Source organism: Curvivirga sp. (genome assembly GCF_965219885.1).
In the GTDB taxonomy this organism is placed as follows: Bacteria; Pseudomonadota; Alphaproteobacteria; order UBA8366; family Aestuariispiraceae; genus Curvivirga.
The window spans coordinates 1,570,501-1,592,860 of the sequence record NZ_CBDCOT010000009.1 but is presented as its reverse complement, the minus strand read 5'-3'; the positions used below and the strand labels follow the sequence as shown (position 1 = coordinate 1,592,860).

General features: G+C 43.2%; 20 protein-coding genes. 7 read left to right on the top strand and 13 right to left on the bottom strand.

Annotation, left to right across the window (positions count from 1 at the left end; all coding sequences use genetic code 11):
• The first annotated feature begins 193 nt into the window (after positions 1–193).
• Together ACOQOA_RS12950 and ACOQOA_RS12945 are read left to right on the top strand one after the other, a co-directional pair.
• Positions 194–2,335, top strand: a complete 2,142-nt coding sequence (locus ACOQOA_RS12950) for a protein-disulfide reductase DsbD family protein (protein WP_420549038.1) — start codon at positions 194–196, stop codon at positions 2,333–2,335.
• A 55-nt stretch (positions 2,336–2,390) separates the two neighbouring features.
• The gene (locus ACOQOA_RS12945; RefSeq protein WP_420549037.1) at positions 2,391–2,870 is read left to right on the top strand and encodes a peroxiredoxin; all 480 of its coding nucleotides are present in this window, start codon (positions 2,391–2,393) and stop codon (positions 2,868–2,870) included.
• A gap of 48 nt (positions 2,871–2,918) precedes the next feature.
• On the opposite strand, the gene ACOQOA_RS12940 is transcribed toward ACOQOA_RS12945, so the two are convergent.
• The 3 genes from ACOQOA_RS12940 to ACOQOA_RS12930 form a co-directional block, all read right to left on the bottom strand.
• Complete coding sequence (locus ACOQOA_RS12940) at positions 2,919–5,801, bottom strand: response regulator (protein ID WP_420549036.1); 2,883 nt, start codon at positions 5,799–5,801, stop codon at positions 2,919–2,921.
• A complete protein-coding gene (locus ACOQOA_RS12935; protein ID WP_420549035.1) occupies positions 5,801–6,310 on the bottom strand; it encodes a molybdopterin-dependent oxidoreductase in 510 nt (169 codons plus the stop codon). Before ACOQOA_RS12935 ends, ACOQOA_RS12940 begins: the two co-directional genes overlap by 1 nt.
• A 107-nt stretch (positions 6,311–6,417) precedes the next feature.
• A complete protein-coding gene (locus tag ACOQOA_RS12930) occupies positions 6,418–7,917 on the bottom strand; it encodes a helix-turn-helix domain-containing protein (RefSeq protein ID WP_420549034.1) in 1,500 nt (499 codons plus the stop codon).
• Between the two features lie 251 nt (positions 7,918–8,168).
• On the opposite strand from ACOQOA_RS12930, the gene aceA reads away from it, so the two are divergent.
• Both aceA and ACOQOA_RS12920 read left to right on the top strand, forming a co-directional pair.
• A complete protein-coding gene (gene aceA, locus ACOQOA_RS12925; protein WP_155153714.1) occupies positions 8,169–9,494 on the top strand; it encodes an isocitrate lyase in 1,326 nt (441 codons plus the stop codon).
• Between the two features lie 295 nt (positions 9,495–9,789).
• Positions 9,790–10,263 (top strand): DUF1203 domain-containing protein, encoded by a 474-nt coding sequence (locus ACOQOA_RS12920; RefSeq protein ID WP_420549033.1) that lies wholly within the window; start codon positions 9,790–9,792, stop codon positions 10,261–10,263.
• 35 nt (positions 10,264–10,298) lie between these two features.
• Here the strand turns inward: ACOQOA_RS12920 and ACOQOA_RS12915 are convergent, their stop codons facing one another.
• Positions 10,299–11,195, bottom strand: a complete 897-nt coding sequence (locus tag ACOQOA_RS12915) for a DMT family transporter (protein WP_420549032.1) — start codon at positions 11,193–11,195, stop codon at positions 10,299–10,301.
• Between the two features lie 144 nt (positions 11,196–11,339).
• Here ACOQOA_RS12915 and ACOQOA_RS12910 point away from each other — a divergent pair, with 144 nt between their 5' ends.
• On the top strand, positions 11,340–12,218 hold the full coding sequence (locus ACOQOA_RS12910; RefSeq protein ID WP_420549031.1) for a helix-turn-helix domain-containing protein: 879 nt from the start codon (positions 11,340–11,342) through the stop codon (positions 12,216–12,218).
• On the opposite strand, the gene ACOQOA_RS12905 is transcribed toward ACOQOA_RS12910, so the two are convergent.
• The 8 genes from ACOQOA_RS12905 to ACOQOA_RS12870 all read right to left on the bottom strand — a co-directional run bounded on the left by ACOQOA_RS12905 (position 12,215) and on the right by ACOQOA_RS12870 (position 19,924).
• Positions 12,215–12,937: a sulfotransferase domain-containing protein gene (locus ACOQOA_RS12905; RefSeq protein WP_420549030.1), complete on the bottom strand. Its 723-nt coding sequence runs from the start codon at positions 12,935–12,937 to the stop codon at positions 12,215–12,217. The genes ACOQOA_RS12910 and ACOQOA_RS12905 overlap by 4 nt on opposite strands.
• 30 nt (positions 12,938–12,967) lie before the next feature.
• Positions 12,968–13,879 (bottom strand): pseudouridine-5'-phosphate glycosidase, encoded by a 912-nt coding sequence (locus ACOQOA_RS12900; protein ID WP_420549029.1) that lies wholly within the window; start codon positions 13,877–13,879, stop codon positions 12,968–12,970.
• Between the two features lie 36 nt (positions 13,880–13,915).
• Positions 13,916–14,872: a carbohydrate kinase family protein gene (locus tag ACOQOA_RS12895; protein WP_420549028.1), complete on the bottom strand. Its 957-nt coding sequence runs from the start codon at positions 14,870–14,872 to the stop codon at positions 13,916–13,918.
• 150 nt (positions 14,873–15,022) lie between these two features.
• A complete protein-coding gene (gene atpC / locus ACOQOA_RS12890; RefSeq protein ID WP_420549027.1) occupies positions 15,023–15,439 on the bottom strand; it encodes an ATP synthase F1 subunit epsilon in 417 nt (138 codons plus the stop codon).
• A 25-nt stretch (positions 15,440–15,464) separates the two neighbouring features.
• Positions 15,465–16,886: a F0F1 ATP synthase subunit beta gene (atpD, locus tag ACOQOA_RS12885; protein WP_420549026.1), complete on the bottom strand. Its 1,422-nt coding sequence runs from the start codon at positions 16,884–16,886 to the stop codon at positions 15,465–15,467.
• A 19-nt stretch (positions 16,887–16,905) separates the two neighbouring features.
• A complete protein-coding gene (locus ACOQOA_RS12880) occupies positions 16,906–17,790 on the bottom strand; it encodes a F0F1 ATP synthase subunit gamma (RefSeq protein ID WP_420549025.1) in 885 nt (294 codons plus the stop codon).
• 47 nt (positions 17,791–17,837) lie between these two features.
• Complete coding sequence (gene atpA, locus ACOQOA_RS12875; RefSeq protein WP_420549024.1) at positions 17,838–19,367, bottom strand: F0F1 ATP synthase subunit alpha; 1,530 nt, start codon at positions 19,365–19,367, stop codon at positions 17,838–17,840.
• A 2-nt stretch (positions 19,368–19,369) separates the two neighbouring features.
• Positions 19,370–19,924: a F0F1 ATP synthase subunit delta gene (locus tag ACOQOA_RS12870; RefSeq protein WP_420549023.1), complete on the bottom strand. Its 555-nt coding sequence runs from the start codon at positions 19,922–19,924 to the stop codon at positions 19,370–19,372.
• Between the two features lie 378 nt (positions 19,925–20,302).
• Between ACOQOA_RS12870 and ACOQOA_RS12865 the strand changes: the two genes are divergently transcribed.
• Positions 20,303–21,118, top strand: a complete 816-nt coding sequence (locus tag ACOQOA_RS12865) for a substrate-binding periplasmic protein (RefSeq protein ID WP_420549022.1) — start codon at positions 20,303–20,305, stop codon at positions 21,116–21,118.
• Between the two features lie 40 nt (positions 21,119–21,158).
• Here ACOQOA_RS12865 and ACOQOA_RS12860 read toward each other — a convergent pair whose 3' ends face one another.
• Positions 21,159–21,617 (bottom strand): YHS domain-containing (seleno)protein, encoded by a 459-nt coding sequence (locus tag ACOQOA_RS12860; RefSeq protein ID WP_155153725.1) that lies wholly within the window; start codon positions 21,615–21,617, stop codon positions 21,159–21,161.
• Between the two features lie 179 nt (positions 21,618–21,796).
• Between ACOQOA_RS12860 and ACOQOA_RS12855 the strand changes: the two genes are divergently transcribed.
• The gene (locus tag ACOQOA_RS12855; protein ID WP_420549021.1) at positions 21,797–22,360 is read left to right on the top strand and encodes a TetR/AcrR family transcriptional regulator; all 564 of its coding nucleotides are present in this window, start codon (positions 21,797–21,799) and stop codon (positions 22,358–22,360) included.

Below are 22,360 nucleotides of genomic sequence, written 5' to 3'. Positions count from 1 at the left end.
TGTAAAAAATATAGCTTAAAATCAGTATTACATAAAATTGTAGCCTAGCAAAACAAGCTTCGCCAGTTTTCACACACTTTTTTTTGATCGATGGTGAAAAAATAAACCATGCTTTCATTGAAAAAATCAGTAAAATCGCTACATCAACCGTTATTTACTCTGGCTTAGGCCTTCTTTTCATTCAGGTTAATTTATGTACAAATTCAGAAACTTGTATTCTTTATTTCTTGTAATGCTTCTTAGCGTTTTTGCAGTTTCTTTATCAAACCCTGCGAATGCAGCGGAAAGTGAGTGGGATCGCAATGATCATGTTTCTGTAAGATTAATCAGTGCGGTAGACGCCGTCGGGGATCTAGAAGAAATTCCTCTTGGGCTAGAATTTGAAATAAAGAAAAATTGGAAAATTTATTGGCGTAACCCAGGTGATGCCGGCTATCCGCCACAACCAGATTGGATGGATGCGGAGAATTTAAAAAATTCAGAAATTCGTTGGCCGTTACCTACACGCTTTTCCATTCTTGGATTAGAAAGTCTTGGTTATAAAGATCACGTAATTCTACCTTTTAATGTTACACCAGAAACAATTGGGCAAGAACTGCGTCTAAAAGGTGAGATAAACTATCTAACATGTGAAGAAATTTGTATTCCTTATACTGCCTCACTGGATTTCTCTCTTCCCAAAGGAAAAGCTGAACCAACAGACCATGCCTTTACGATCAATCAATATTTATCCGAAGTCCCGGTTATAGTTGAATATGGTAAAGACAATCCTGTTGGATTGAAAATAACACGAACTTCGCTTGAGGAAATAAATGGAGAGAACCAACTTTCAATTTTGGTCGAGGGCGATGAGAAACTTGAAAACCTAGATCTATTTATAGAAGGTCCGATTGGCAGCTTTTTTGATCCGCCAGTCATCACTTTTTCTAACAACGGAAAAACTGCTTTAATCACTGCACTCGGCGGCGGTTTTGAGGAAGAGGCTAGGCAAACAGAACCAGTTACCTATACTGTTTCTGCTGCAGGCCAATCTATTGAGACAAGTACGTTAGCTTCAAATGATGCCAGTTGGGTTCAAACTTACAAATCAAATAATCAACCAAGCTTATCTCTAGAAATTATCTTAATTGCTTTACTAGGCGGGCTTATTTTAAATCTGATGCCATGTGTTCTACCTGTTCTCTCTTTGAAGGTACTCTCAATCATCAATCATGGAAATAGTAGTCCTGCGAAAATTCGCATAAGTTTCTTGGCAACAACGATGGGCATTTTAGTTGCCTTTTTAGTACTTGCTGCGGTTCTAGCAGGATTAAAAGCAGGTGGTGTCGCAATCGGCTGGGGTATTCAATTTCAACACCCTATTTTCCTCATCTTTATGCTCTTTGTGGTTATGGCATTCGCTGCAAATTTATTAGGCTTCTTTGAAATTCAGTTACCAAGTCAGCTTGCCACCTCTGCTTCAAATGCATCTCAAGGCAGTAGTTTAAAAGGACATTTCCTGACAGGTGTTTTTGCTACCTTGTTAGCAACACCTTGCTCAGCTCCCTTCCTTGGTACGGCCGTTGGCTTCGCATTATCACAAGGCAATGCCGAGATCTTTTCAATCTTTGCCGCCCTAGGGATTGGCCTTGCCTCACCTTATATAGTATTCATGCTGGTTCCCGGACTCGCAAAAAAACTACCGCGACCAGGAAAATGGATGGGATGGGTCAAGCTTATACTGGCAGCAGCGCTTATCTTAACGGCCCTATGGCTGATCACTGTATTGGAAACAAGCATTGGCACCATATCAGCTTGGACAGGATTTGCCTTCGCCTGCTTTATGCTCATTGCCTTATATCTTCGCAAAAAAAATCAGCACCACCATCGCAAACAATATATCGTTCTAGCGATCATTCCAGTTCTGTTAGGCCTTGCAATTCCCTATATTTTACCCGCAAAACCAGCAACAGCTATCACCCTTCAAGAGAGTGACATCGACTGGATCGCATTTAATCGGGAAAAAATTAATGGTCTCGTTGGACAGAACAAAACTGTTTTTGTCGATGTAACAGCGGATTGGTGTATTACCTGCCAGTATAATAAGCGCTCCACTCTTACCGATTCTGAAATCACTGAATGGTTAAACAAAGAAGACGTGATTGCCATGCAAGCAGACTGGACTTTACCAAGTGATAATATTTTAAATTATCTGCAATCATATGGGCGTTACGGCATTCCTTTCAATATTATCTACAGTCCGGAGAAACCGGATGGTGTAATTTTACCTGAACTCCTAACTGTGGAAAGCATGCTTGAAAAAATTGAAGAAAGTAAAACAAGCTCTTCCAATTAGTTCAATCTTTCCTATATGATAACTTAAATTTTTAACGTCTACGAAAGGCAAGACCATGATCAATGTTGGTGATAAACTTCCTGAAGTTGGTTTCAAAGTGATGGGCTCTAATGGCCCCGAAGCGCTAAGCGCACAAGATTTATTTGCAGGTAAAAAGGTTGTTATCTTTTCCCTTCCTGGCGCGTTCACACCAACATGTTCTGCGAAGCATCTTCCAGGCTTCGTTGCAAATTTTGATGCCTTAAAAGCAAAAGGCGTCGACACAATAGGATGCGTTGCCGTTAACGATGCCTTTGTTATGGATGCTTGGGGAAAAGCTCAGGAAGTTGGCGATAAAGTTACGATGCTTGCGGATGGTTCAGCAGAATGGTCTAAAGCAGTAGGCCTCGAATTGGATCTGGTCGCCGCAGGCATGGGCGTTCGCGGTCAACGTTTTGCAATGATTATTGAAGATGGTGTCTTAAAGGACTTAGCCGTAGAAGAAGGTGGTGCTTTTGACGTATCATCTGCGGAATCTGTGCTGTCACGTCTCTAAGAATTAAGATTTAAACACAAAAAAGGCGGGAATCTTCCCGCCTTTTTTTTATCGCAACACATTGTCATAAGAAGAAAGGGTTTTTTCTGAAATACCATCAAGGCCAGTTACAAGGCTTTGTACAGCTTCCACATTACTTGCCTTAGCAGCTGTTTCAATCTCCAAAGCTAATCTATTGAGACGTGTTGCACCGAAACTTCCGCTGCTACTTTTTAACGTATGAGCATCCCTCGCCAATTCAATAAAATTACGTGATGCCAAATTGGATTTTATACCTTCCACACGTACGGGCACCTCACTCTTAAATACCTCAATCAACATTGGAATGGCCTCTTCACCTGCATCTTCTCGCATCTGTTCGATGACAGCCATATCAATGAGTGGCAAACTTTCCATCATTCTATCCTTCTCCTCTAGCGCTTTATTTTGCAGATACAAGTTGTCATTAAGCGTAGCTGTTATCTTCTTCGGCAAATAGAACTGGATCATTTCCAGCATCTTCTTCGCCTCCAATGGTTTGGTTAAATACCCATTCATACCCGCCGCGAGGAAGCGTTCTTGATCTCCTGGCATTGCATGTGCAGTCAAAGCAATAATCGGTAACTTTATATGGTCCCCACCCAAATTTCGAATAATTTTTGTTGCTTCCTCACCATCCATATTCGGCATAGAAATATCCATCAAAACAAGATCGTAAGTTGATTTCTGAACAGCTTCAACTGCCTCAACGCCATCAATAACCCAATCAACTTTATAACCTGCACGACGCAACAAAACCGAAGCGACCATGCGATTGGTCGGGCTATCTTCAACCAACAGCAAACGATAGCCTTCACCGACCAAGCCTTCATTGGTCTCTTCTTCGATAGCAGTTGGCTGCATCACCAAAGGCCCCGCACCAGTAAGTATTTGAGAAAGTTGAGGAGGATTTATCGGTTTTTGGATAAAACTTTTAACAAAGCCACCAGCAAGCAACTCCTGATCCAATTCAGCATTTTTAGTGGCATGTAAGACATATAAATCTACATCTTTGTTAACATCAAAAAGAGTACGGGCTAAGTTTTTTCCTGTGTCGTCCCCAATTTTACAATCCAGTAAAACCACATCTACTTGAGACTTTGAGACCAAAGCTAATAATTCATTATCCGTCTGGGCCATAACCACTTCATGTCCCATGTTCCGTAACGACCGTATCAGTAAATCAGCGTATAACCCTTCAACAGACCATAGCAATAAGGTCAGTTTTTCATCAGGTTGAACAGGCTGTATCGGTAAATTCATTTCATGTGTTTTTTTCATTTTCACTGAAAAACTAAACACACTACCGTGATCTGGTTCACTACTGACACGAATAGATCCACCCATGGCCTCTACCAAGCGCCGTGTAATAGCAAGACCAAGACCGCTGCCACCGAAACGACGCGAAAAAGACGCATCTAACTGATTAAATTCTCCAAACATAGAATCTTGAGATTCATATGGAATACCGATGCCCGTGTCACTGATTTGCCCAGATAGAAAGATATCCCCACCTTGATCTGAAGCTAAGGCCATTTCGACAGCCACACCTCCACGTTCTGTAAATTTTACCGCATTGCCCGCAAGATTAAGAAGGATTTGTCTTAAGCGCCCAGGATCACCACGTAAATTATCGGGAACAGCAGGATCAACATCCCAACCTATTTCAATTCCCTTTTCATATGCTTTTGGTGCAAGCATATCACATACACCGCCGACCAATTCAGAGATCGAGAATTCTGTAGACTCTATCTCTAATTTCCCAGCTTCAATTTTGGAATAATCAAGAATATCTTCTATAAGATGCAACAAGACTTCGGCGGATTCTCGTGCGGTTAGCACATATCCTCGTTGCTCTGCTTCCAATTCACCATCTAAAAGTAATCCCAATAACCCTAGAACACCATTCAATGGTGTACGCATTTCATGGCTCATAGTCGCCATAAAATCTGATTTGGCTTCTGTCGCACTTTCATGATTCATAAGAGCCAATTGAATTTCTTCGATTTTTTGGTTCAGGTTACTCACATCAAAGCGGAAATGCATGACAGAACCATCATCCAACTGAACATCATGCCCTATGGCCACACGTCCATCTGGATAATCATAAAGCCTGAATTGAATGTCTGATAAATAGGTGTCCTCTAAACGCTTTTCGCCTAACCCACCTAAATCACGATACCCCCTTGTTCTTATGACATCCTTGCCTTCCGGTGTTGTCATGGACAAGCCAAAAGGCATCTCTTTTGACAAGGCAATAAAACGATCTCTCGTTTCCCCTAGTATCTTCGCTTGAATAGCACGTAACTGGTATTTCCGATATAAGATTGCAGCAAGCACTAACAACAAACATATCCAGCATACGAATTGCCAGAACAGGATATAGACCCGTTCCTCCTGCAGTTGACGTAATCTATTCACTTCCGATGCTTCAACTTGCAAAATATATCGACGAATTTGATCTACTTGCGGCAAAGCCCTAGAAATAACCTGTTTTATATCAACAAGGCTCTCGTCGGGACGATCTTCCATACGACCAACCAAAAAATCTAGATAATCCAGTCCTTGGTTTATTTCGATAAAAACATTTTGTTGCGACTCATATGTTTTTCTAAAAATACGACCTGCTGTACTATGAAAAACAGAAGTGGCACTCCAATATAAATCCAGCTTAACGGACAACTCCCGAAGGTTGTCTTCACTCGGGTCTAATTCATATTTCAATACAGATTTTTCAAAGTCTCTTAAGGCAATCGCTAAACGTCCGCCCATCCAAAGCGCATTTTCAGGTTTAGATTCATTAATAACCACCAAAGTTTGTACAAGTTTAACACCTGTTACAAAAAACAAACCTGTAGCCACGAGTAATGCCAAAGCAATCAGATAAGTTCCGGCGCGTGACATCCCCCCCATTACTTCACCTCAATCCGATATACCTGCCAGACCCAAAAGTTATCATAACGCGCATCTTTCAGTTCTTCATGAGTATCATAAGGAAATATAAGCCATAATGGCCCTCTATCACGGCGACTCATAGGCACATTATTTCGGCTATAGGCCAAAATAGGCTTAAACTCAGTCGCATCTTTCCAATTTAAATCGGTCTGGTACCCATCTAATGCATAAAGGGTTAATGTCTGACCTTCCTCAAATCGCACTGCTTTTAAGATAGATTCCAATGTTGGCCCTTTGAAACGATACATATGATCGCTCCAAGGCGTATGAGTTTCATAAGTTTTGACTTCCAGCGCCTGTAACATCTCAATATCAAAAGTTGCGGCATTACCCACATTACGTGCGCCAACATTTCCATCTATGGTGAGTATAACTTCCCCTTTAGGAGTGGGTAGATCGCTGGCGTGTCCCAAAAATGGAAATAAAAAGCCATATAAAAAAGCCAATATTTTTAGAATTGATCGCATGATAAATAAGCACTTGAAGAAACAATGAGTTACAAGTTAATGCTACCTGAAGGTTCAGGAGGAATCCATGATATTTTTACGTACTTCACAAAAAACTAATAAATAATTTAACGGGTACCACCTGGGTCATTATGTGTATGAGGCCATCCCGCATAGGCATAAGGTGACATTCCTCTTGCATTTTCATCCACACGGAAACGTTGATGAATTGGCGGAAATGCACGCTGGCCGCAATCCATACGATCACAAATTTTGCATTGCACGCCTATTTGTCCCCCAGCCTCCCTATTCACAAGATCAAGACCATCCGCATAGACCATTTCATGGGCGTGTATTAAACTACAGCCCAAACCGATGGAAAACACACTTTGTTGTGCCCCATATCCAATCGCGCCTTTACGGATACTACGTGCTATACAAAAGAAACCTGCACCATCCGGTAAATAACTCACTTGTGCCTGAACAATATCAGGACTCATGAAGGCAGAATAAACATTCCAGCGAGAGCACGCGCCTCCATGGCGCGGGATAGGTAAACCAGATAAAGTGAAGCGTTTCGAAATATTACCGGCGATATCTACCCGAAGAAAATGCAAAGGAATTCCTTTATTATCCGGATTATTAAGACTGGTTAAACGTTGGCAAACTTGCTCAAAACTCACGTTGTATCGATGCTGCAGCAATTCTATATCGTATCGAAATTGCCGTGCAGCATTTAAAAACTCATCATATGGCATTAACAGGGCTGCTGCTAAATAATTGGCTAATGCGACGCGACCCAGATTTCTTGCTTCACCTTCTTTAACGCGCCCCTCCATCAACAACATATCAATAACAGGTCCCGCAGACAGTAACGCTATCTGATGGGCAATCTGAAATTTGCGACTATGCACATCAACACGCGGCGATAAAATCAACTGCTTGGTGGCTGGATCATATCTACGTTGAAACTCTACATATTGATCTGAAAGAACCACACTCACATCCAATGCGGTTTTCATATAATTGATTAACGTATCAAATGTGATCGCCCCCAAAATCCCTATTTCACGTCGTATACGATCTGCCTCATCCTCCAAATCTGGATAGAAGTTGTTACTTTCCTGCATAAAGTCAGAAACCAAATCCGCAGGAGCTGCCTGTCCACTGGAAATACCTATCACACCATCTTCGTCGTCATCTTCTGCTAATCGAAACGCCAAATCTCGTGCATCATCTACAGTGGATCGTAAGGCATCATGAACAAGCAACATTGCCTTAGCCACTTGTGGGGAGGTAGACACAAAGTCTCTTACATCCGTATTGGTTAAATCCAGCTCTTCAAACAAGTCATCCCCTAGCACAGCCATAACATCTGCCAGCAGCTGGCTTTCATCTCCCTCAGCTAGATCCTTCATCTCCAGATCAAAGATTTCAGAAAGGCGCAACAACATATCCACCGTGACTTTACGATGGTTATGTTCAATCAAATTCAAATAGCTAGCCGAAACGCCAAGCTGTTCTGCTAGTTGAGCTTGCGTCTTCCCATGATCTCGGCGAAGCCGTCGGATTTTTGCGCCGAGTTTAGGATTCCCACCCCCTTTAAGGGATGATGCTTGCTTCGCCATAACTGGCCCCATCAAATATTACAAATTTTTCTACTATAATTTACATAATTTACATTTTGTAAATTATCAACAAAAAACCTGTTAAATTTTGTAATGTTAGAAAGCGTTGAATTCAATCACAGCTATGCGCTATCAAATACTCAACAAGGAATGAAGCGAGTTTTAAGGCTTTCAAACAGGGCATAGAAAATAAGTTTCATTTAAACAAATTTTGTAAATTTTAATTGTAAAGATTGAAAAGGATCAAGAAAATGACTGACAATCTAGGTATCGAATTCAACTGGAATGGCGACGAAGGTAAAGGTGAAAACTTCCCTGCACCGGATTATGCACCAGATCGTTGGGCAACAACACGTCGTGATTATTCAATGGATGATGTACGCAAACTTCGTGGTTCTGTTCAAATCCGACATACTCTGGCTGAGATGGGCGCCCAAAAACTTTGGAAACTGATCACAGAAACACCATATGTAAACACATTGGGTGCTTATACAGGTTGCCAAGCAACACAACATATCCGCGCGGGATTAAAAGCTATCTACCTATCTGGCTGGCAAGTAGCTGCGGATGCAAATAATTCTGGCAACATGTATCCGGATCAATCTTTATATCCTGTATCTTCTGTTCCACAGGTGGTTGAGCGCATCAATTCAGCCTTCCAACGTCAGGATCAAATCCAGACAATGGAGCGCCTAAATGGTGAACCGACAACAGATATAGACTGGTTTGCACCTATCGTGGCAGATGCAGAAGCAGGTTTTGGTGGTCCGTTAAACGTATTTGAACTTATGAAAGCAATGATCAAAGCTGGTGCAGCTGGTGTGCATTTCGAAGATCAGCTTGCTTCTGAGAAAAAATGTGGTCACCTAGGTGGTAAAGTTCTTCTGCCAACACAGCAAGCGGTTCGTAACTTAAACTCCGCACGTCTTGCAGCTGATGTAATGGGTACACCAACCATCATTATGGCACGTACAGATGCAGAATCGGCACGATTGATCACCTCCGATATTGACGAACGCGATCATGAATTCCTAACTGGCGAACGTACAGCGGATGGCTTCTATCGCATTACAGGTGGTATGGATATGGGCATTGCACGTGGCCTTGCTTATGCACCATATGCGGACTTGTTATGGATGGAAACTTCTACACCAGATTTGGATCAAGCGAAGAAATTTGCCGAAGCAATCCGCAAAGAATATCCGGATCAAATGTTGGCATATAACTGTTCTCCATCCTTTAACTGGGCGAAACATCTGGATGTTGCAACAATGGAGAAATTCCAACGTGAAATTGGTGCAATGGGTTACAAATTCCAGTTCATCACTTTGGCAGGCTTCCACAGCTTGAACTACGCGACATTTGAATTGGCACGCGCTTATAACGATCGTGGTATGGCTGGATATTCTGAATTGCAACAAGCAGAATTTGCTGCAGAAGCCAATGGCTTCACAGCAACACGCCACCAACATGAAGTTGGCACAAGCTACTTCGATGCCGTGAACAATGCGACAGCCCAAGGTGAAAGCTCTACCACTGCGATGGGTGAATCTACTGAAACTGCACAGTTCCACTAAGAGAAACTGTGCATCTGGGAGGGGGCGGAAGGGCTTTGTCAGATTGGCCCTTCCAATTCCATAAGCCTCTCAGAACGCATTACTGGAGTTTGTTTGAATTACCGAGCATACGAACTCAATTCAACCGGTTGGTCGGTTGACAGTATCTCCCTCGGTTTTAGGTACCGCACCGACCCTACTTTACACGCCTATCAATTTTGATAGGCGTTTTTTTATCTGCTACCAAGAAACGGGTGGGGAGAAGAATATATTTCCCCTAAATTCTCTCCACGACAAATGATGAGGGAATTTCAAAATGGCTAATATTCAATTTACATCCATGCCAACCAAAGATGCGGAACATTACTGGAATGGCGGTCTAGATGCATATGGTCAAAAACCACAATCAGGCATTTCTGACGGATCAGGCCTCCCATGCCGTCACTGCCAACAGGATATCGAAGAAGGGGAAGAGTTTTTCTTACTGGCCTATAAGCCTTTTGAAAAAGATCAACCCTTCACAGAAACAGGCCCGATATTCCTGCATAAACATGCCTGCACTCGCTATCCTGAAACAAGCGCAACACCCGAAATGTTTCTGAAAAGAGAATCTTATCTGGTGAAAGGTTATAAAGAAGATGACAGTATCTTCTATGGTACTGGAAAAATTATACCGCCGTCAGAGATTGAAAATTATGCCAAAGAAATTTTAAGTAATGAAGATGTTAGCTATCTTCATATACGTTCAGCGACAAATGGCTGTTTTAGTTGTCGAATTGATCGGGCCTAAAAAAATCGCGCGGAGACAAAATCCCCGCGCATTTTTCATGTTTTGACGAGTTGTGACGAAATCACTCTGAATTTCGAGAAAACAATAAGATTCCCTAACAAAGTAATCACCACACCGGAAATACTTAATGCCGTCCATTCATATCCTTCAAAAATAGTGGAAAGAGTTAGTGCAACAATAGGGAAAAGCACGGTGCAATAGGCGGCCCGATCAGGCCCAATTCTTCCAACTAATGCTAAATAGCAACCAAACCCAACTATCGTTCCAATGGTTGCCAGATAGAACAAACTTCCCAGATATTTTCCTGTGAATTCAAGATTGAATTCATATCCGTTCACCATACACCAGGCCAATAAAGCCGAACTGCCATAAACTAGCGCATAACTATTGGCAGTCAGAACATTACGTCCCTGTTTCTGCTGATGTTGAGAGACTAAATTCCCCAAAGAAAAACAGAATGTACCGGCAGTTGCGAGCGCCAACCCAATAATTCGATCCCCCCGCCAATCGCCTGTAGTTAGGTCAGGCCAGAAAATCATAATAATCCCGCAAACACCAATCAAGGCGCCAAACGCTGATTGCATGGGTGGCATACGCCTTAGGAAAACCAAACCATTTAGCAAATTGAAAATTGTCGCCATTGAAAAAACCACACTGACAAAACCGCTTGGGATATATTTTGTCGCATTGTAGAAAAACAGGAAGTTCACACAAAATAGTAATAAGCCCTGGATCATCATCCATCCATGCTGTCTGAACGGAACCCAGTTCAATTTCTTAAGCAATATCAATACAGTGATCTGACAAATTGCGGCTAAAGCAAACCGATAAAAAACGGAGACCTCAACGGAGACCTCTCCAATCTGAAAGGCAATGGCTAACCATGTGGTGCCCCAAATAAGGATCGTAGAAAGATATAAAACAGCATTCATTTTTATTTTCTCCAAGTTACGGAGTTTTACTAAGCTCATCCCCCTAGCAAATCTTCTTCGTTATTGTGGTTTTTATATATTCTTGCTGTTTTATCTTTCACGATCCTTCCCAAGTAAGTGGGGAGATATTATAAAGACCCTATTATGAGACCTGAAGAAGCCGACATATTCCAGGCCCTACAGAAAGTAGGCGCTTACTCCCCTCGATCCGTCGATCTAGGGCAAGGCTTCTCTATGGCGTCATGGGAAAATGCGGGCGGATACGCAGTTTATGAAAAACCAAATCACCACACATTAAGCTTCTATTTAAGGGGTGGTAAAGGTACGCGACGCCACTATTCACCTTATCGCACAACAGATCATGGTTATCCCGGGGCCATTTGCTTGATGCCTGCTGGCATTACATCGGAATGGAGTATTGAGTCCAAATTTCACTTCATTCATCTCTATTTCAAAGAGGATTACTTCAATAAAATCATTGAAGAAAATTTTGATCTAGATAGCCGTTTGGTGGAACTCAAAGATCTAACTTATGATACAGACCCTCTCATTCAAAATCTTTGCCGTGATGTTATTACCCCATTGAACTGGGATAGCGCTGCCGATCAGATGAGTATCTCAAATGCAAGCCAGCTTATGATCCAACATTTGATGCGGCACTATACAAACAGACAAGCAGCCATCTCGCCAATCAAAGGTGGATTGGCCCCTTACCTCTTAAAGCAGGTGAAAGATTACGTGGAAGCCTCTCTTGAGCAAAATATTACAATTGATGATCTTGCCGGGGAGGTGAATTTGAGCAGCTTTCATTTTGCACGCATGTTCAAAACCAGTATGAATGAAGCCCCGCATCAATATGTACTTTCTCGTCGTGTTGCAAAGGTGAAAGAGTTACTTGGAGAAAGCGAACTAGCCTTATCTGAAATCGCCCTAAAATGCGGGTTCAGCAGTCAAGCACATATGTCCACACGATTTAAAGAGAAAACCGGCATAACACCCTTGCAGTTTAGAAAACTGTCCTAAAATCGAGAGAGCTTAACCGCCTCATCATAAACAGAAGACGTTAGGGATTTCACCCATTTCAACGTTTCAGTCTCATAACTATCAATATGAGATCCACCTTGCCCCGGCAAGATGCCTGATGATGGCGGCAAGACAAAATCCTGTGGTTTCTTCCAACCAAGCCTATCGACAAGATAGGTCATCGTTTCTTGATATCGATCTTTCAAATCGTCATAAGTTATCAAAATAATATTTGATCGTACGGAGGTAATTTCTAACCATCCCTGCACATGTCCAACCCATCGATGTGTCATTGTGTCATATTGTCGATGCTGCCATCGCAAACATGATCCGATGGGAACTGCTTTCACAAACTCATTCACATTTGTAGTTTTTGGGGCTTCTTTCCAAAAAAGTTGACTGGAAAAATCAAAGTAAGATTTCAATACATCTTCTGGTCTACGGACAATGTAAATAAGATGAAAGTCGTCTAAAAATTTATCAATAAGAGGCGCAATGAAATCCACCTCGTAATGACATTTAGCAATATTCAAGATTGGTTTATCACGGAGTTGCAAAATTAAATCTGTGAAATCATTCGGATTCCATAGATCAAATCCCAGATTCACATCCAAAGATAATTCCGGATCATCAATATATTGCGAATTTAACGAAAGGGATTTCATCAAAAAATGGGTGCCAGATCGATGATGACTAAAAACCGCCAGTTTCTTTGACATGAAATCCCCCTGTTAAACTTTAAATCCTTATCAACCTTTACTATAGGCGATAGCAATACGTGAGGCTACCCGTGCGTTATTCAGGATTAAGGCAAGATTTGCTTTGATACTTTCGCCATCAGAGATATCCGCTAATTGGGCCAGTAAGAATGGTGTCACCGCCTTACCCGTCACCCCTTGCTCTGCTGCCATAGCAAGTGCTTTTGAAACCCATTGATCCACCACATCTTTGGCAATAGCATCCGCTTCCGGGATTGGGTTGGCAATCACTTCACCACCGCCAAGCGCCAAATGATCACGTGCCTTTAACATGGCGGCAGCCTCATCCGCATTGGCAACAGATGCATCCAAGGTTAAACCGGATTCACGAGAATGGAAGGCAGGAAAATCCTTGGTATTAAATCCAACCAACGGCACGCCTTGCGTTTCCAAGAATTCAAGAGTTTTAGGTAAGTCCAAAATAGATTTAGCGCCTGCACAAACGACACAAATTGGTGTTTTGGCAAATTCGGTCAAATCGGCAGAAATATCAAAATCACTTTCTGCGCCGCGGTGAACGCCGCCAATACCACCAGTTGCAAAAAGGCGGATACCAGCCATCGCGGCGATAATCATAGTCGCAGCCACAGTTGTGGAACCATTTTGTTTCAACGCACAAACCGTTGCAAGATCGCGACGGCTGGCTTTTACCACATCTTTCATTTGCGCCATGTCAGTCACTTGCGTTTCGGAAAGACCAACAATCATTTTACCTTCAATGATACCAATCGTTGCGGGAACAGCGCCTTCTTCACGAATGGCAGTTTCCAAATCCAAAGCAATTTCCTTATTTTGTGGCCAAGGCAAGCCATGCGTAATAATTGTGGATTCAAGTGCCACCACAGCCTTACCTGCATCAAGTGCAGATTTTACTTCCGCGGAAATCTCTAGAAATTCGTTCATTAAATTCTTCCCAAATATAAATTATAAAATAGCTTGTTATAGAATAACCGGATCAGGCAATTGACGCATACGTGCTTCAATCATCTCATCACTTAAATCTTTAATAACCGGACCATCATTTTCAGTTGTTAAGCTTGCCACCGAAATTCCCATCGATGCAGCCTTCTCAACGCCAAAACCTTTAGAAAGGGCCGCAGTGAAACCCGCAAAGAATGAATCCCCAGCCCCATTCACATCTTTTACCTCTGTCGGTGGAATAAACCAGTGCCCCCTTGTCTTTTCGGATGAAACAACGACGCCATCCGCAGCCAATGTAATCACGGCCAGTTTCGGCCCCATGGTAATAAGTTTATCTGCCGCAATTTGTGCAGATTCCGCATCATTTACGAGCACACCTGATAACACGGTTGCCTCAGTCCCGTTCCCAATCCAGACATCTGCATTTTCCAAGGCAAGCTGCCAACGTTCCGCCTTTACCACGGAGACAGGTGCAGCAAGGATTTTACTGTCGCCTTTATGCTTGCCGAGCCATTCAATCGTCTCTGCAGGTAAATTCGCATCAATCACCCAATAGGGATAGCGATAGAAATCTTTCAGGTATGGCTCTAAACGCTCTACGCTTAGCAAGTCATAAATATCCATCTCAGACAGGCCGGCCGCCAGCTCTCCGTCATTATTCAGGATGGCGGTATAGGTTGCGGTCGGTTTTCTTTTGGATACTTGTACAAGATGAATATTGATCGACCATTCTTCTGCGCTTTTCTTTACATAGCGCCCATCTGGGTCTTCCCCAACGCAAGACACCATCCCTATATTCAAACGACGCTGTTTTAGATTACGTGCAATATTAAAGCCCACACCGCCAACCGCAAATTCACTTTTCACCGGATTGGAAACACCCGCCATAAAGGGGCGAATACAATGGGCCAGCTTATCCATATGCATGGCGCCGAAAACAAGAATGGATGAGGTAGGATTTGCCAGAAAAGACATTAAGAAACTCCGAAATTTTCGCAAGCTTCTTAGGTACCTCGCTAACACTGATAAAACAATATATTACGCATAAAAAAACGCCCGTAGAAAAAATCTACAGGCGTTTCTTTAAAACTTTTTAGACGCCTTCCGGCAATCTATAAGCGCATATTAGGAATATGCAGGTGCTTGAACAGCTTCAAGCTTTGCTTCGGCAATTGCCAAAGCAGCTTCCGCGTCAGCTTTTTCTGCGTCATCCTTAGCGGCGTTCACGTCGTCGCGAAGATTGTTTACTTCTGTTTGAACAACTGCTGCATCCAATTCGGATACAGGGATCGCTGTTTCAGCAAGAATAATACAGCCTTCTTCGTTCACTTCAACGAAACCACCCGCTACAAAAATACGCTCTTCCACAGCATTACCATTGAACACAGCAATTGTGCCCGGACGTACTGTAGAGATTACCGGAGAATGGCCAGGTAACACACCCATGTCACCTTCTGCTGCCGGTAAGATTGCCATTTCGACATCTTTGGACATCAGAAGTTTCTCAGGGGATACCAGATCTAATTTGACTGTTTCAGCCATTGGCCCTTCTCCTTAAATCAGCGTCTTATGCAGCGTCTGCAGCAAGTTTCTTGGCTTTTTCGATAACTTCATCGATGTTACCAACCATGTAGAATGCTGCTTCTGGAAGATCATCATATTCACCGTCCACAATGCCTTTAAAGCCTTTAATTGTGTCCGCCAAATCAACGAATTTACCAGGTGAACCAGTAAATACTTCCGCTACGTGGAAAGGTTGGGACAAGAAGCGTTGGATTTTACGCGCACGCGCAACAACCAATTTATCTTCCTCGGACAATTCGTCCATACCCAAGATCGCGATGATCTCTTGTAGACCTTTATAGTGCTGAAGTGTTTGCTGTACACGACGTGCTACAGTGTAATGTTCTTCACCAACTGTTTTTGGTTCCAAAATACGGGATGTAGAATCCAATGGATCCACAGCTGGGAAAATCGCCATCTCAGCAATAGAACGGTTCAATACGGTTGTCGCGTCCAAGTGAGAGAAGGTTGTAGCAGGTGCAGGGTCAGTCAAGTCATCGGCAGGTACGTAAACGGCCTGTACAGATGTAATGGAACCCTTCTTTGTGGATGTAATACGTTCCTGCATCGCGCCCATATCTGTGGACAATGTAGGCTGATAACCCACCGCAGAAGGAATACGACCCAACAACGCAGACACCTCAGAACCAGCCTGTGTGAAGCGGAAGATGTTGTCTACGAAGAACAATACATCCTGGCCTTCTTCATCACGGAAGTATTCCGCCTGTGTCAAACCTGTCAAAGCAACACGCGCACGCGCCCCTGGAGGCTCGTTCATCTGACCGTATACAAGCGCACATTTGGATTCACCATCCAAGTTGATAACGCCGGATTCGATCATCTCGTGATACAAGTCGTTACCTTCACGAGTACGTTCACCAACGCCCGCGAATACAGAGTAACCACCGTGACCTTTAGCGATGTTGTTGATCAGCTCCATAATTGTCACTGTTTTACCAACACCAGCACCACCGAACAGACCAATCTTACCACCTTTTGGATATGGGGTAAGCAAGTCAATAACCTTAATACCAGTTACCAACTGTTCTGTTTCAGTCGCTTGCTCTACATATTCAGGAGCTTCACGGTGAATTGGGTATGTTTTTTTGTTTTCAACTGGACCACGTTCGTCGATTGGCTCACCAACCACGTTCATGATACGGCCAAGTACTTCTGGACCAACTGGAACGTTGATGCTGTCAGCAGTATCAACAACTTCCTGGCCACGTACTAAACCTTCAGTCGCATCCATAGCAATGGTACGAACTGTGTTCTCACCCAAATGCTGAGCACATTCTAGCACAAGAGTTTTACCAGTGTTTTCGGTATGCAGGGCGTTCAAAATTGGTGGCAATTCGCCATCAAACTGCACGTCGACAACAGCGCCGAGTACCTGCGTAATTTTACCAACATTTTTTGTTGCCATTGTAACTATTCCTTCCGGCTTACAATGCTTCCGCACCAGAGATAATCTCGATCAACTCACTTGTGATCTGAGCTTGGCGCGAACGGTTGTAGGTAATGGTTAACGAGTCGATCATGTCGCCTGCGTTGCTTGTCGCGTTATCCATCGCAGTCATACGGGCAGCTTGCTCAGCAGCAAAGCTTTCCAACATGGTGCGGAAAACCTGTACAGACAGGTTTTTAGGCAACAAGGCAGAAAGGATAGCCCCTTCATTTGGTTCATACTCATAAGGAGCAGCACCATCTGTTGCCTCATCTGCGCCTGCTGTATCAGCAGGTGCAAACGGGATAAGTTGAAGAGGTGTAACCTCTTGTGTCAAAGCATTTACAAATTTGTTGTAGTAGATAGTACAAACGTCAAATTCGTCATTATCAAACATATTTGTAATTTTACGGACAACAGTATCAGCACCTTCAAAGCTAGGCTCTGGCTTGGATAATTCATCGTAGGTTTCTACGAATAAAGAACCCAAGTCACTGCGAAGCTGACCAGAAGCCTTACGGCCAATTGTCATAAGCTTTACAGTTTTGCCTTCAGCTTGAAGTGCATTTACTTTTACACGAACATCGCGAACCAAATTTGCGTTGAAACCACCGCAAAGACCACGGTCAGAAGACACAACAACAATAAGATGCGTGTCAGACTTACCGGTCCCAGCGAGCAATTTCGGGGCATTAGATGCCACAGCTCCAGATGCCAACGAGCCCAACATAGCTTCCATCTTCTCAGCATAAGGCCGAGCAGCTTCAGCTGCGGACTGCGCTTTGCGCAACTTCGCGGCCGCTACCATTTTCATGGCAGACGTAATACGCCGCGTAGATTGCGCACTGGCAATACTGTTTCTGAGATCCTTTAGACTTGGCATTTTACCTGTCCTTTGGTTCCTAGGTTAAAATCAACCCTTTCGCTTAATTAAGCGAAAGTTTTAGCGAATGCGTCCAATAAAGCCTTCATTTTTTCTTCAGACTCATCAGACAACAAACCTGTGGAGTTGATTTCATTCATCAAGTCCGCATGTTCGTTATTAGCATGTTCAAGCAACTTGGCTTCAAAACGACCAACGTCAGAAACGGCGATGTCGTCAATGTAGCCTTTTGTACCAGCGTAAATTGAAAGAACCTGTTCAGCCACTGTTAGTGGAGAGAACTGAGGCTGCTTCAACAACTCGGTCAAACGTGCACCACGTGCCAATAGTTTCTGTGTCGCAGCGTCAAGATCGGATGCGAACTGAGAGAACGCCTCCATCTCACGATACTGAGCCAACTCACCCTTAATGGAACCAGCAACTTTTTTCATTGCTTTGGTTTGAGCTGCAGAACCTACACGAGATACGGATAGACCAACGTTAATCGCCGGACGAATACCTTTGTTGAACAAATCTGTCTCTAGGAAGATCTGACCATCGGTAATGGAAATAACGTTTGTAGGAATAAACGCAGATACGTCGTTACCCATTGTTTCAATAACTGGCAAAGCAGTCATGGAACCGGAACCGTTATCTTCGTTCAATTTACAAGCGCGTTCCAACAAACGGCTATGCAAGTAGAATACGTCACCTGGATACGCTTCACGACCCGGAGGACGGCGTAACAACAAGGACATTTGACGATAAGCAACAGCTTGCTTGGATAGGTCATCATGGATGATCAAGGAATGCATACCGTTATCACGGAAGTATTCACCAATCGCAGAACCTGTATAAGGTGCCAAGAACTGTAATGGAGCAGGATCAGATGCTGTCGCAGCAACAACTACGGAATATTCCATAGCGCCCATAGCTTCCAAAGTCTTCACAACCTGTGCAACTGTAGAACGTTTTTGACCAACAGCAACGTAAACGCAGTACAATTTCTTGGACTCGTCATCGCCATCGTTGATTTTCTTTTGGTTCAAGATTGCATCGATTGCAACGGCTGTTTTACCTGTTTGACGGTCACCAATGATCAATTCACGCTGACCACGGCCAACTGGTACCAATGCGTCTAGCGCTTTAATACCGGATTGTACTGGCTCATGTACAGATTTACGTGGAATAATACCAGGTGCTTTTACTTCAACAAGGCTACGCTCAGCGCCTTCGATTGGACCTTTGCCGTCGATTGGGTTACCCAAACCGTCAACAACACGACCAAGCAGACCACGGCCTGTTGGTACGTCCACGATAGCACCGGTACGCTTAACTGTGTCACCTTCTTTAATGTCACGGTCGGAACCAAAGATCACGACACCGACATTATCGGTTTCCAAGTTAAGGGCCATACCCTTAATTCCACCTGGGAATTCTACCATCTCACCAGCCTGAACATTGTCCAGACCATGTACACGGGCAACACCGTCACCCACTGAGATCACTTGACCTACTTCTGCTACGTCGGCTTCTGCGCCGAAATTAGCAATCTGGTCTTTAAGGATCGCGGAAATTTCCGCCGCGCGGAGTTCCATCCCTAAGCTCCCTTCATTGCAAGCTTGAGTTTAGACAACTGCGTGCTCACGGATGCATCAATCATGCGGGAACCAACTTTAACAGTTAGCCCACCGATGAGATCCGGGTTCACAGAATGATTGATGGCTACCTTACCACCGACAGCAGCTTTGATTGCTTTTTCAATAGCACTCAAACGTGTCTTAGTCATTGACTTGGCAGATACCACCTCTGCGGTTACCTCACCACGGCTTGTCGCCAAGGCTTCCAGGTATGCAGTGATCATGGCTTCCATTGCAAACAAACGACGGTTTGCAGCAACATAACCCACGAATTTTTTAGTTAGATCATTGGCACCCATTTTGTCCAAAACGGCGCTCATGGCTTTACCTTGATCTTCTCGGCTCATGACCGGGCTGCGTAATACTGCGGCCAGATCATCACTCTCATTGAGACCTGCTTGAATGTGACGAAGATCCTCCGCCACGACATCCAATGCTTTCGCATCTTCAGCCAACTCAAACAATGCGGTCGCATAACGACCGGCAATCTCTTTAATACTACTTGAGGCTGCCACGGTTGCGAGACCCCTCTTCCAACACTATGAAAACATAAGTTAATGCTTGCACAGTTAGTGACCCGAAATTGCTTCCGAGCCCAAACCTTTTCTTACAAGCGGCTTTCGTTTAGCACAGCGAACCTACCCTTGCAATATGAGTCCCCTGTAAATTTCCCATAAATTCCTTACCCCGCCTTTTGTTAACAGATGCGAATGCATCTTAAAGCCAGTAACCACAGGCGACTCACACTTGTATAGACGTATAGGATTAAAATTTAAAAAAAGCGACAATAGCTGTTTCAAAACCCCATTTTGGATAGAATCGTTCTAAATCCAGCCCGACCAGAAGCCCTGTTTTTCTTGCTGAAAAACTCAAAAAGCACTACTCTGACCAGCATGAGAAAACTTCGCCAACTTAAAGAAGCTACTTTTAGAATATGTCGCAGACCCAAATTTAGTGCGACGATTCTTTTTTCCTGTTTTTTTCATGTAACATCCCCCACATATGCCCAAAGTGCTTGTGAAACGGATATTGTCGTTGGTTATGAACATTACCCGCCCTTTCTAATAGCCCCAGATGGGCCACTTGAGGGCGGATACGATTTTGACATCCTGGAAGCTCTTGGACAAGAAACAGGCTGTAAAATTAAATGGGTGTCACGCCCATGGAAACGTATTTTACAGGAATTAAGGTCCGGGCGCATTCATATTGCAACATCCGCCCTGATGAATCTTGAAAGGCAAGAATTCGTATACTTTTCTCCCGCCTATCGATTTGCAGAAAGAGGCCTATTCATTCGGGATGGGTTAAAGACGAGTTCTTTTCACAGTTTTTTAGATTCAAAACTCAAATTAGGTCTCGTAAGCGGTTATTTATATGGCGAAATTCATGACTTTAATGACCCCGCTATACGAGGCCAGATAGAATATGCAAACACGCCGGCTTTAAATGTATTAAAGCTAGCCAATGATCGCATTGATGGCACAATCGAAGAGCGCGCCGTTTTTAACTACCACGCCAAACAAACTGATAAGGAAAATCAAATCATAGATACAGGGGTCATTCTTCAATCCACCCCAATGCATCTGATGATTTCCCGCGAAGGTCTTCCCAAAGAGATCACAGCCAAGCTTTTTGAAGCAATCAGTAATCTTTCCCAGAAAGGCGCCTTCAGAGTAATCGCCCGCAAATACAAAGAAGGGGAGTCCTAAAGACTCCCCTTAAGTTGGGTCACAGATATCTGTGCTAATATTATAGTTCAGATGCTGGTGTGTTTTCGATGCTTACCCACTCAGCATTTGCTTCATTGATGTATGTTGGGATGTCTTTCACCCAAAGAGCTTGTACTTTTTCATCCAAGTTTAAGTATAATGTACCATCAACTACTTTCCATGCTTCTGGATCTGCGATGAATTTCTTACCGAATTTCACACCATATGCGCAGTAACCACCATAAGCTGGAAGATATTTTTCCGGTGCAGCTGCAAACTGATCCGCATTCTCTTTGCTGCTGAATAAATAGTCTGTGCCATTGTGGTTAAATGTGAAGTTACCATTGCCGCGAACCGGGCCACCATCTTGATGGTAAGATACAAGGTCATAACCTGATGCACCAACAACACTTGTTTCTGCTACAGCAGCCTTACCAAATGCAGCAACGGATACTGCCAATCCAACAAACAAAGCAATTTTCTTAACAAACTTTAACATAATCTATCTCCTGAAGGGTTATATCGTGGAACAAATCAAAGTAAACCGATCTGTTTCCTTGAAGATACATAATCATGTTTTTTTATTTTTGAATACTCACAAAAGATCACATAAACGTGAGTAAGTATAAAACCCTTATTTTCCCTATACAAAATAAACCAATCTGTTTATATTAAATTATGCAAAATTCGAAACGACAACATATTATTGAAAGCGCACTTCCCTTATTTAATGAATATGGGTTCCATAATACGGGTGTTAATTTGATTATGGAAAAAGCTGGAATTTCAAAGAAAACCCTCTATGCGCATTTTCGAACTAAAGACGATTTGATTGCAGCTGTTCTCCAATATGGGGATGCGGTATCTCGAAACAATTTCATGCGAATCGTCGATAGATCTTCAGAAGATCCAAAAGAAAAATTACTTGCCGCTTTCGATGCCACAAAAGACTGGTTCAATCAAAAGGATTTTTTTGGTTGCACATTTGTAAATGTGATCGCTGAATATTCAGAAGATACCAGTCAGATTCGTAACATTTGCCAACAATCCAAAAAACTGAAGCGTGACTATCTTTACGAAATTTGCCTTGAAGCAAACCTTAAAACGCCAGAGGCTTTAGCAGATAAACTTGTACTCTTAATCGAGGGCGCCACTGTTACTGCGCAAGTCTCCAAATCTGACGACGCCGCCAATACCGCAAAAATGATCGCCGCCCAATTGATCGAAGCTGCTTCGCAATAA

Bases quoted from the DNA above. Each gene is read 5' to 3' on its own strand.
- ACOQOA_RS12930 (WP_420549034.1), bottom strand. From the start codon at position 7,917: ATGGCGAAGCAAGCATCATCCCTTAAAGGGGGTGGGAATCCTAAACTC.
- atpA (WP_420549024.1), bottom strand. From the start codon at position 19,367: ATGGAACTCCGCGCGGCGGAAATTTCCGCGATCCTTAAAGACCAGATT.
- atpC (WP_420549027.1), bottom strand. From the start codon at position 15,439: ATGGCTGAAACAGTCAAATTAGATCTGGTATCCCCTGAGAAACTTCTG.
- ACOQOA_RS12860 (WP_155153725.1), bottom strand. From the start codon at position 21,617: ATGTTAAAGTTTGTTAAGAAAATTGCTTTGTTTGTTGGATTGGCAGTA.
- ACOQOA_RS12895 (WP_420549028.1), bottom strand. From the start codon at position 14,872: ATGTCTTTTCTGGCAAATCCTACCTCATCCATTCTTGTTTTCGGCGCC.
- ACOQOA_RS12905 (WP_420549030.1), bottom strand. From the start codon at position 12,937: ATGTCAAAGAAACTGGCGGTTTTTAGTCATCATCGATCTGGCACCCAT.
- ACOQOA_RS12880 (WP_420549025.1), bottom strand. From the start codon at position 17,790: ATGCCAAGTCTAAAGGATCTCAGAAACAGTATTGCCAGTGCGCAATCT.
- ACOQOA_RS12915 (WP_420549032.1), bottom strand. From the start codon at position 11,195: ATGAATGCTGTTTTATATCTTTCTACGATCCTTATTTGGGGCACCACA.
- ACOQOA_RS12940 (WP_420549036.1), bottom strand. From the start codon at position 5,801: ATGGGGGGGATGTCACGCGCCGGAACTTATCTGATTGCTTTGGCATTA.
- ACOQOA_RS12865 (WP_420549022.1), top strand. From the start codon at position 20,303: ATGAGAAAACTTCGCCAACTTAAAGAAGCTACTTTTAGAATATGTCGC.
- ACOQOA_RS12935 (WP_420549035.1), bottom strand. From the start codon at position 6,310: ATGCGATCAATTCTAAAAATATTGGCTTTTTTATATGGCTTTTTATTT.
- ACOQOA_RS12855 (WP_420549021.1), top strand. From the start codon at position 21,797: ATGCAAAATTCGAAACGACAACATATTATTGAAAGCGCACTTCCCTTA.
- ACOQOA_RS12945 (WP_420549037.1), top strand. From the start codon at position 2,391: ATGATCAATGTTGGTGATAAACTTCCTGAAGTTGGTTTCAAAGTGATG.
- ACOQOA_RS12900 (WP_420549029.1), bottom strand. From the start codon at position 13,879: ATGAACGAATTTCTAGAGATTTCCGCGGAAGTAAAATCTGCACTTGAT.
- ACOQOA_RS12920 (WP_420549033.1), top strand. From the start codon at position 9,790: ATGGCTAATATTCAATTTACATCCATGCCAACCAAAGATGCGGAACAT.
- aceA (WP_155153714.1), top strand. From the start codon at position 8,169: ATGACTGACAATCTAGGTATCGAATTCAACTGGAATGGCGACGAAGGT.
- atpD (WP_420549026.1), bottom strand. From the start codon at position 16,886: ATGGCAACAAAAAATGTTGGTAAAATTACGCAGGTACTCGGCGCTGTT.
- ACOQOA_RS12910 (WP_420549031.1), top strand. From the start codon at position 11,340: ATGAGACCTGAAGAAGCCGACATATTCCAGGCCCTACAGAAAGTAGGC.
- ACOQOA_RS12950 (WP_420549038.1), top strand. From the start codon at position 194: ATGTACAAATTCAGAAACTTGTATTCTTTATTTCTTGTAATGCTTCTT.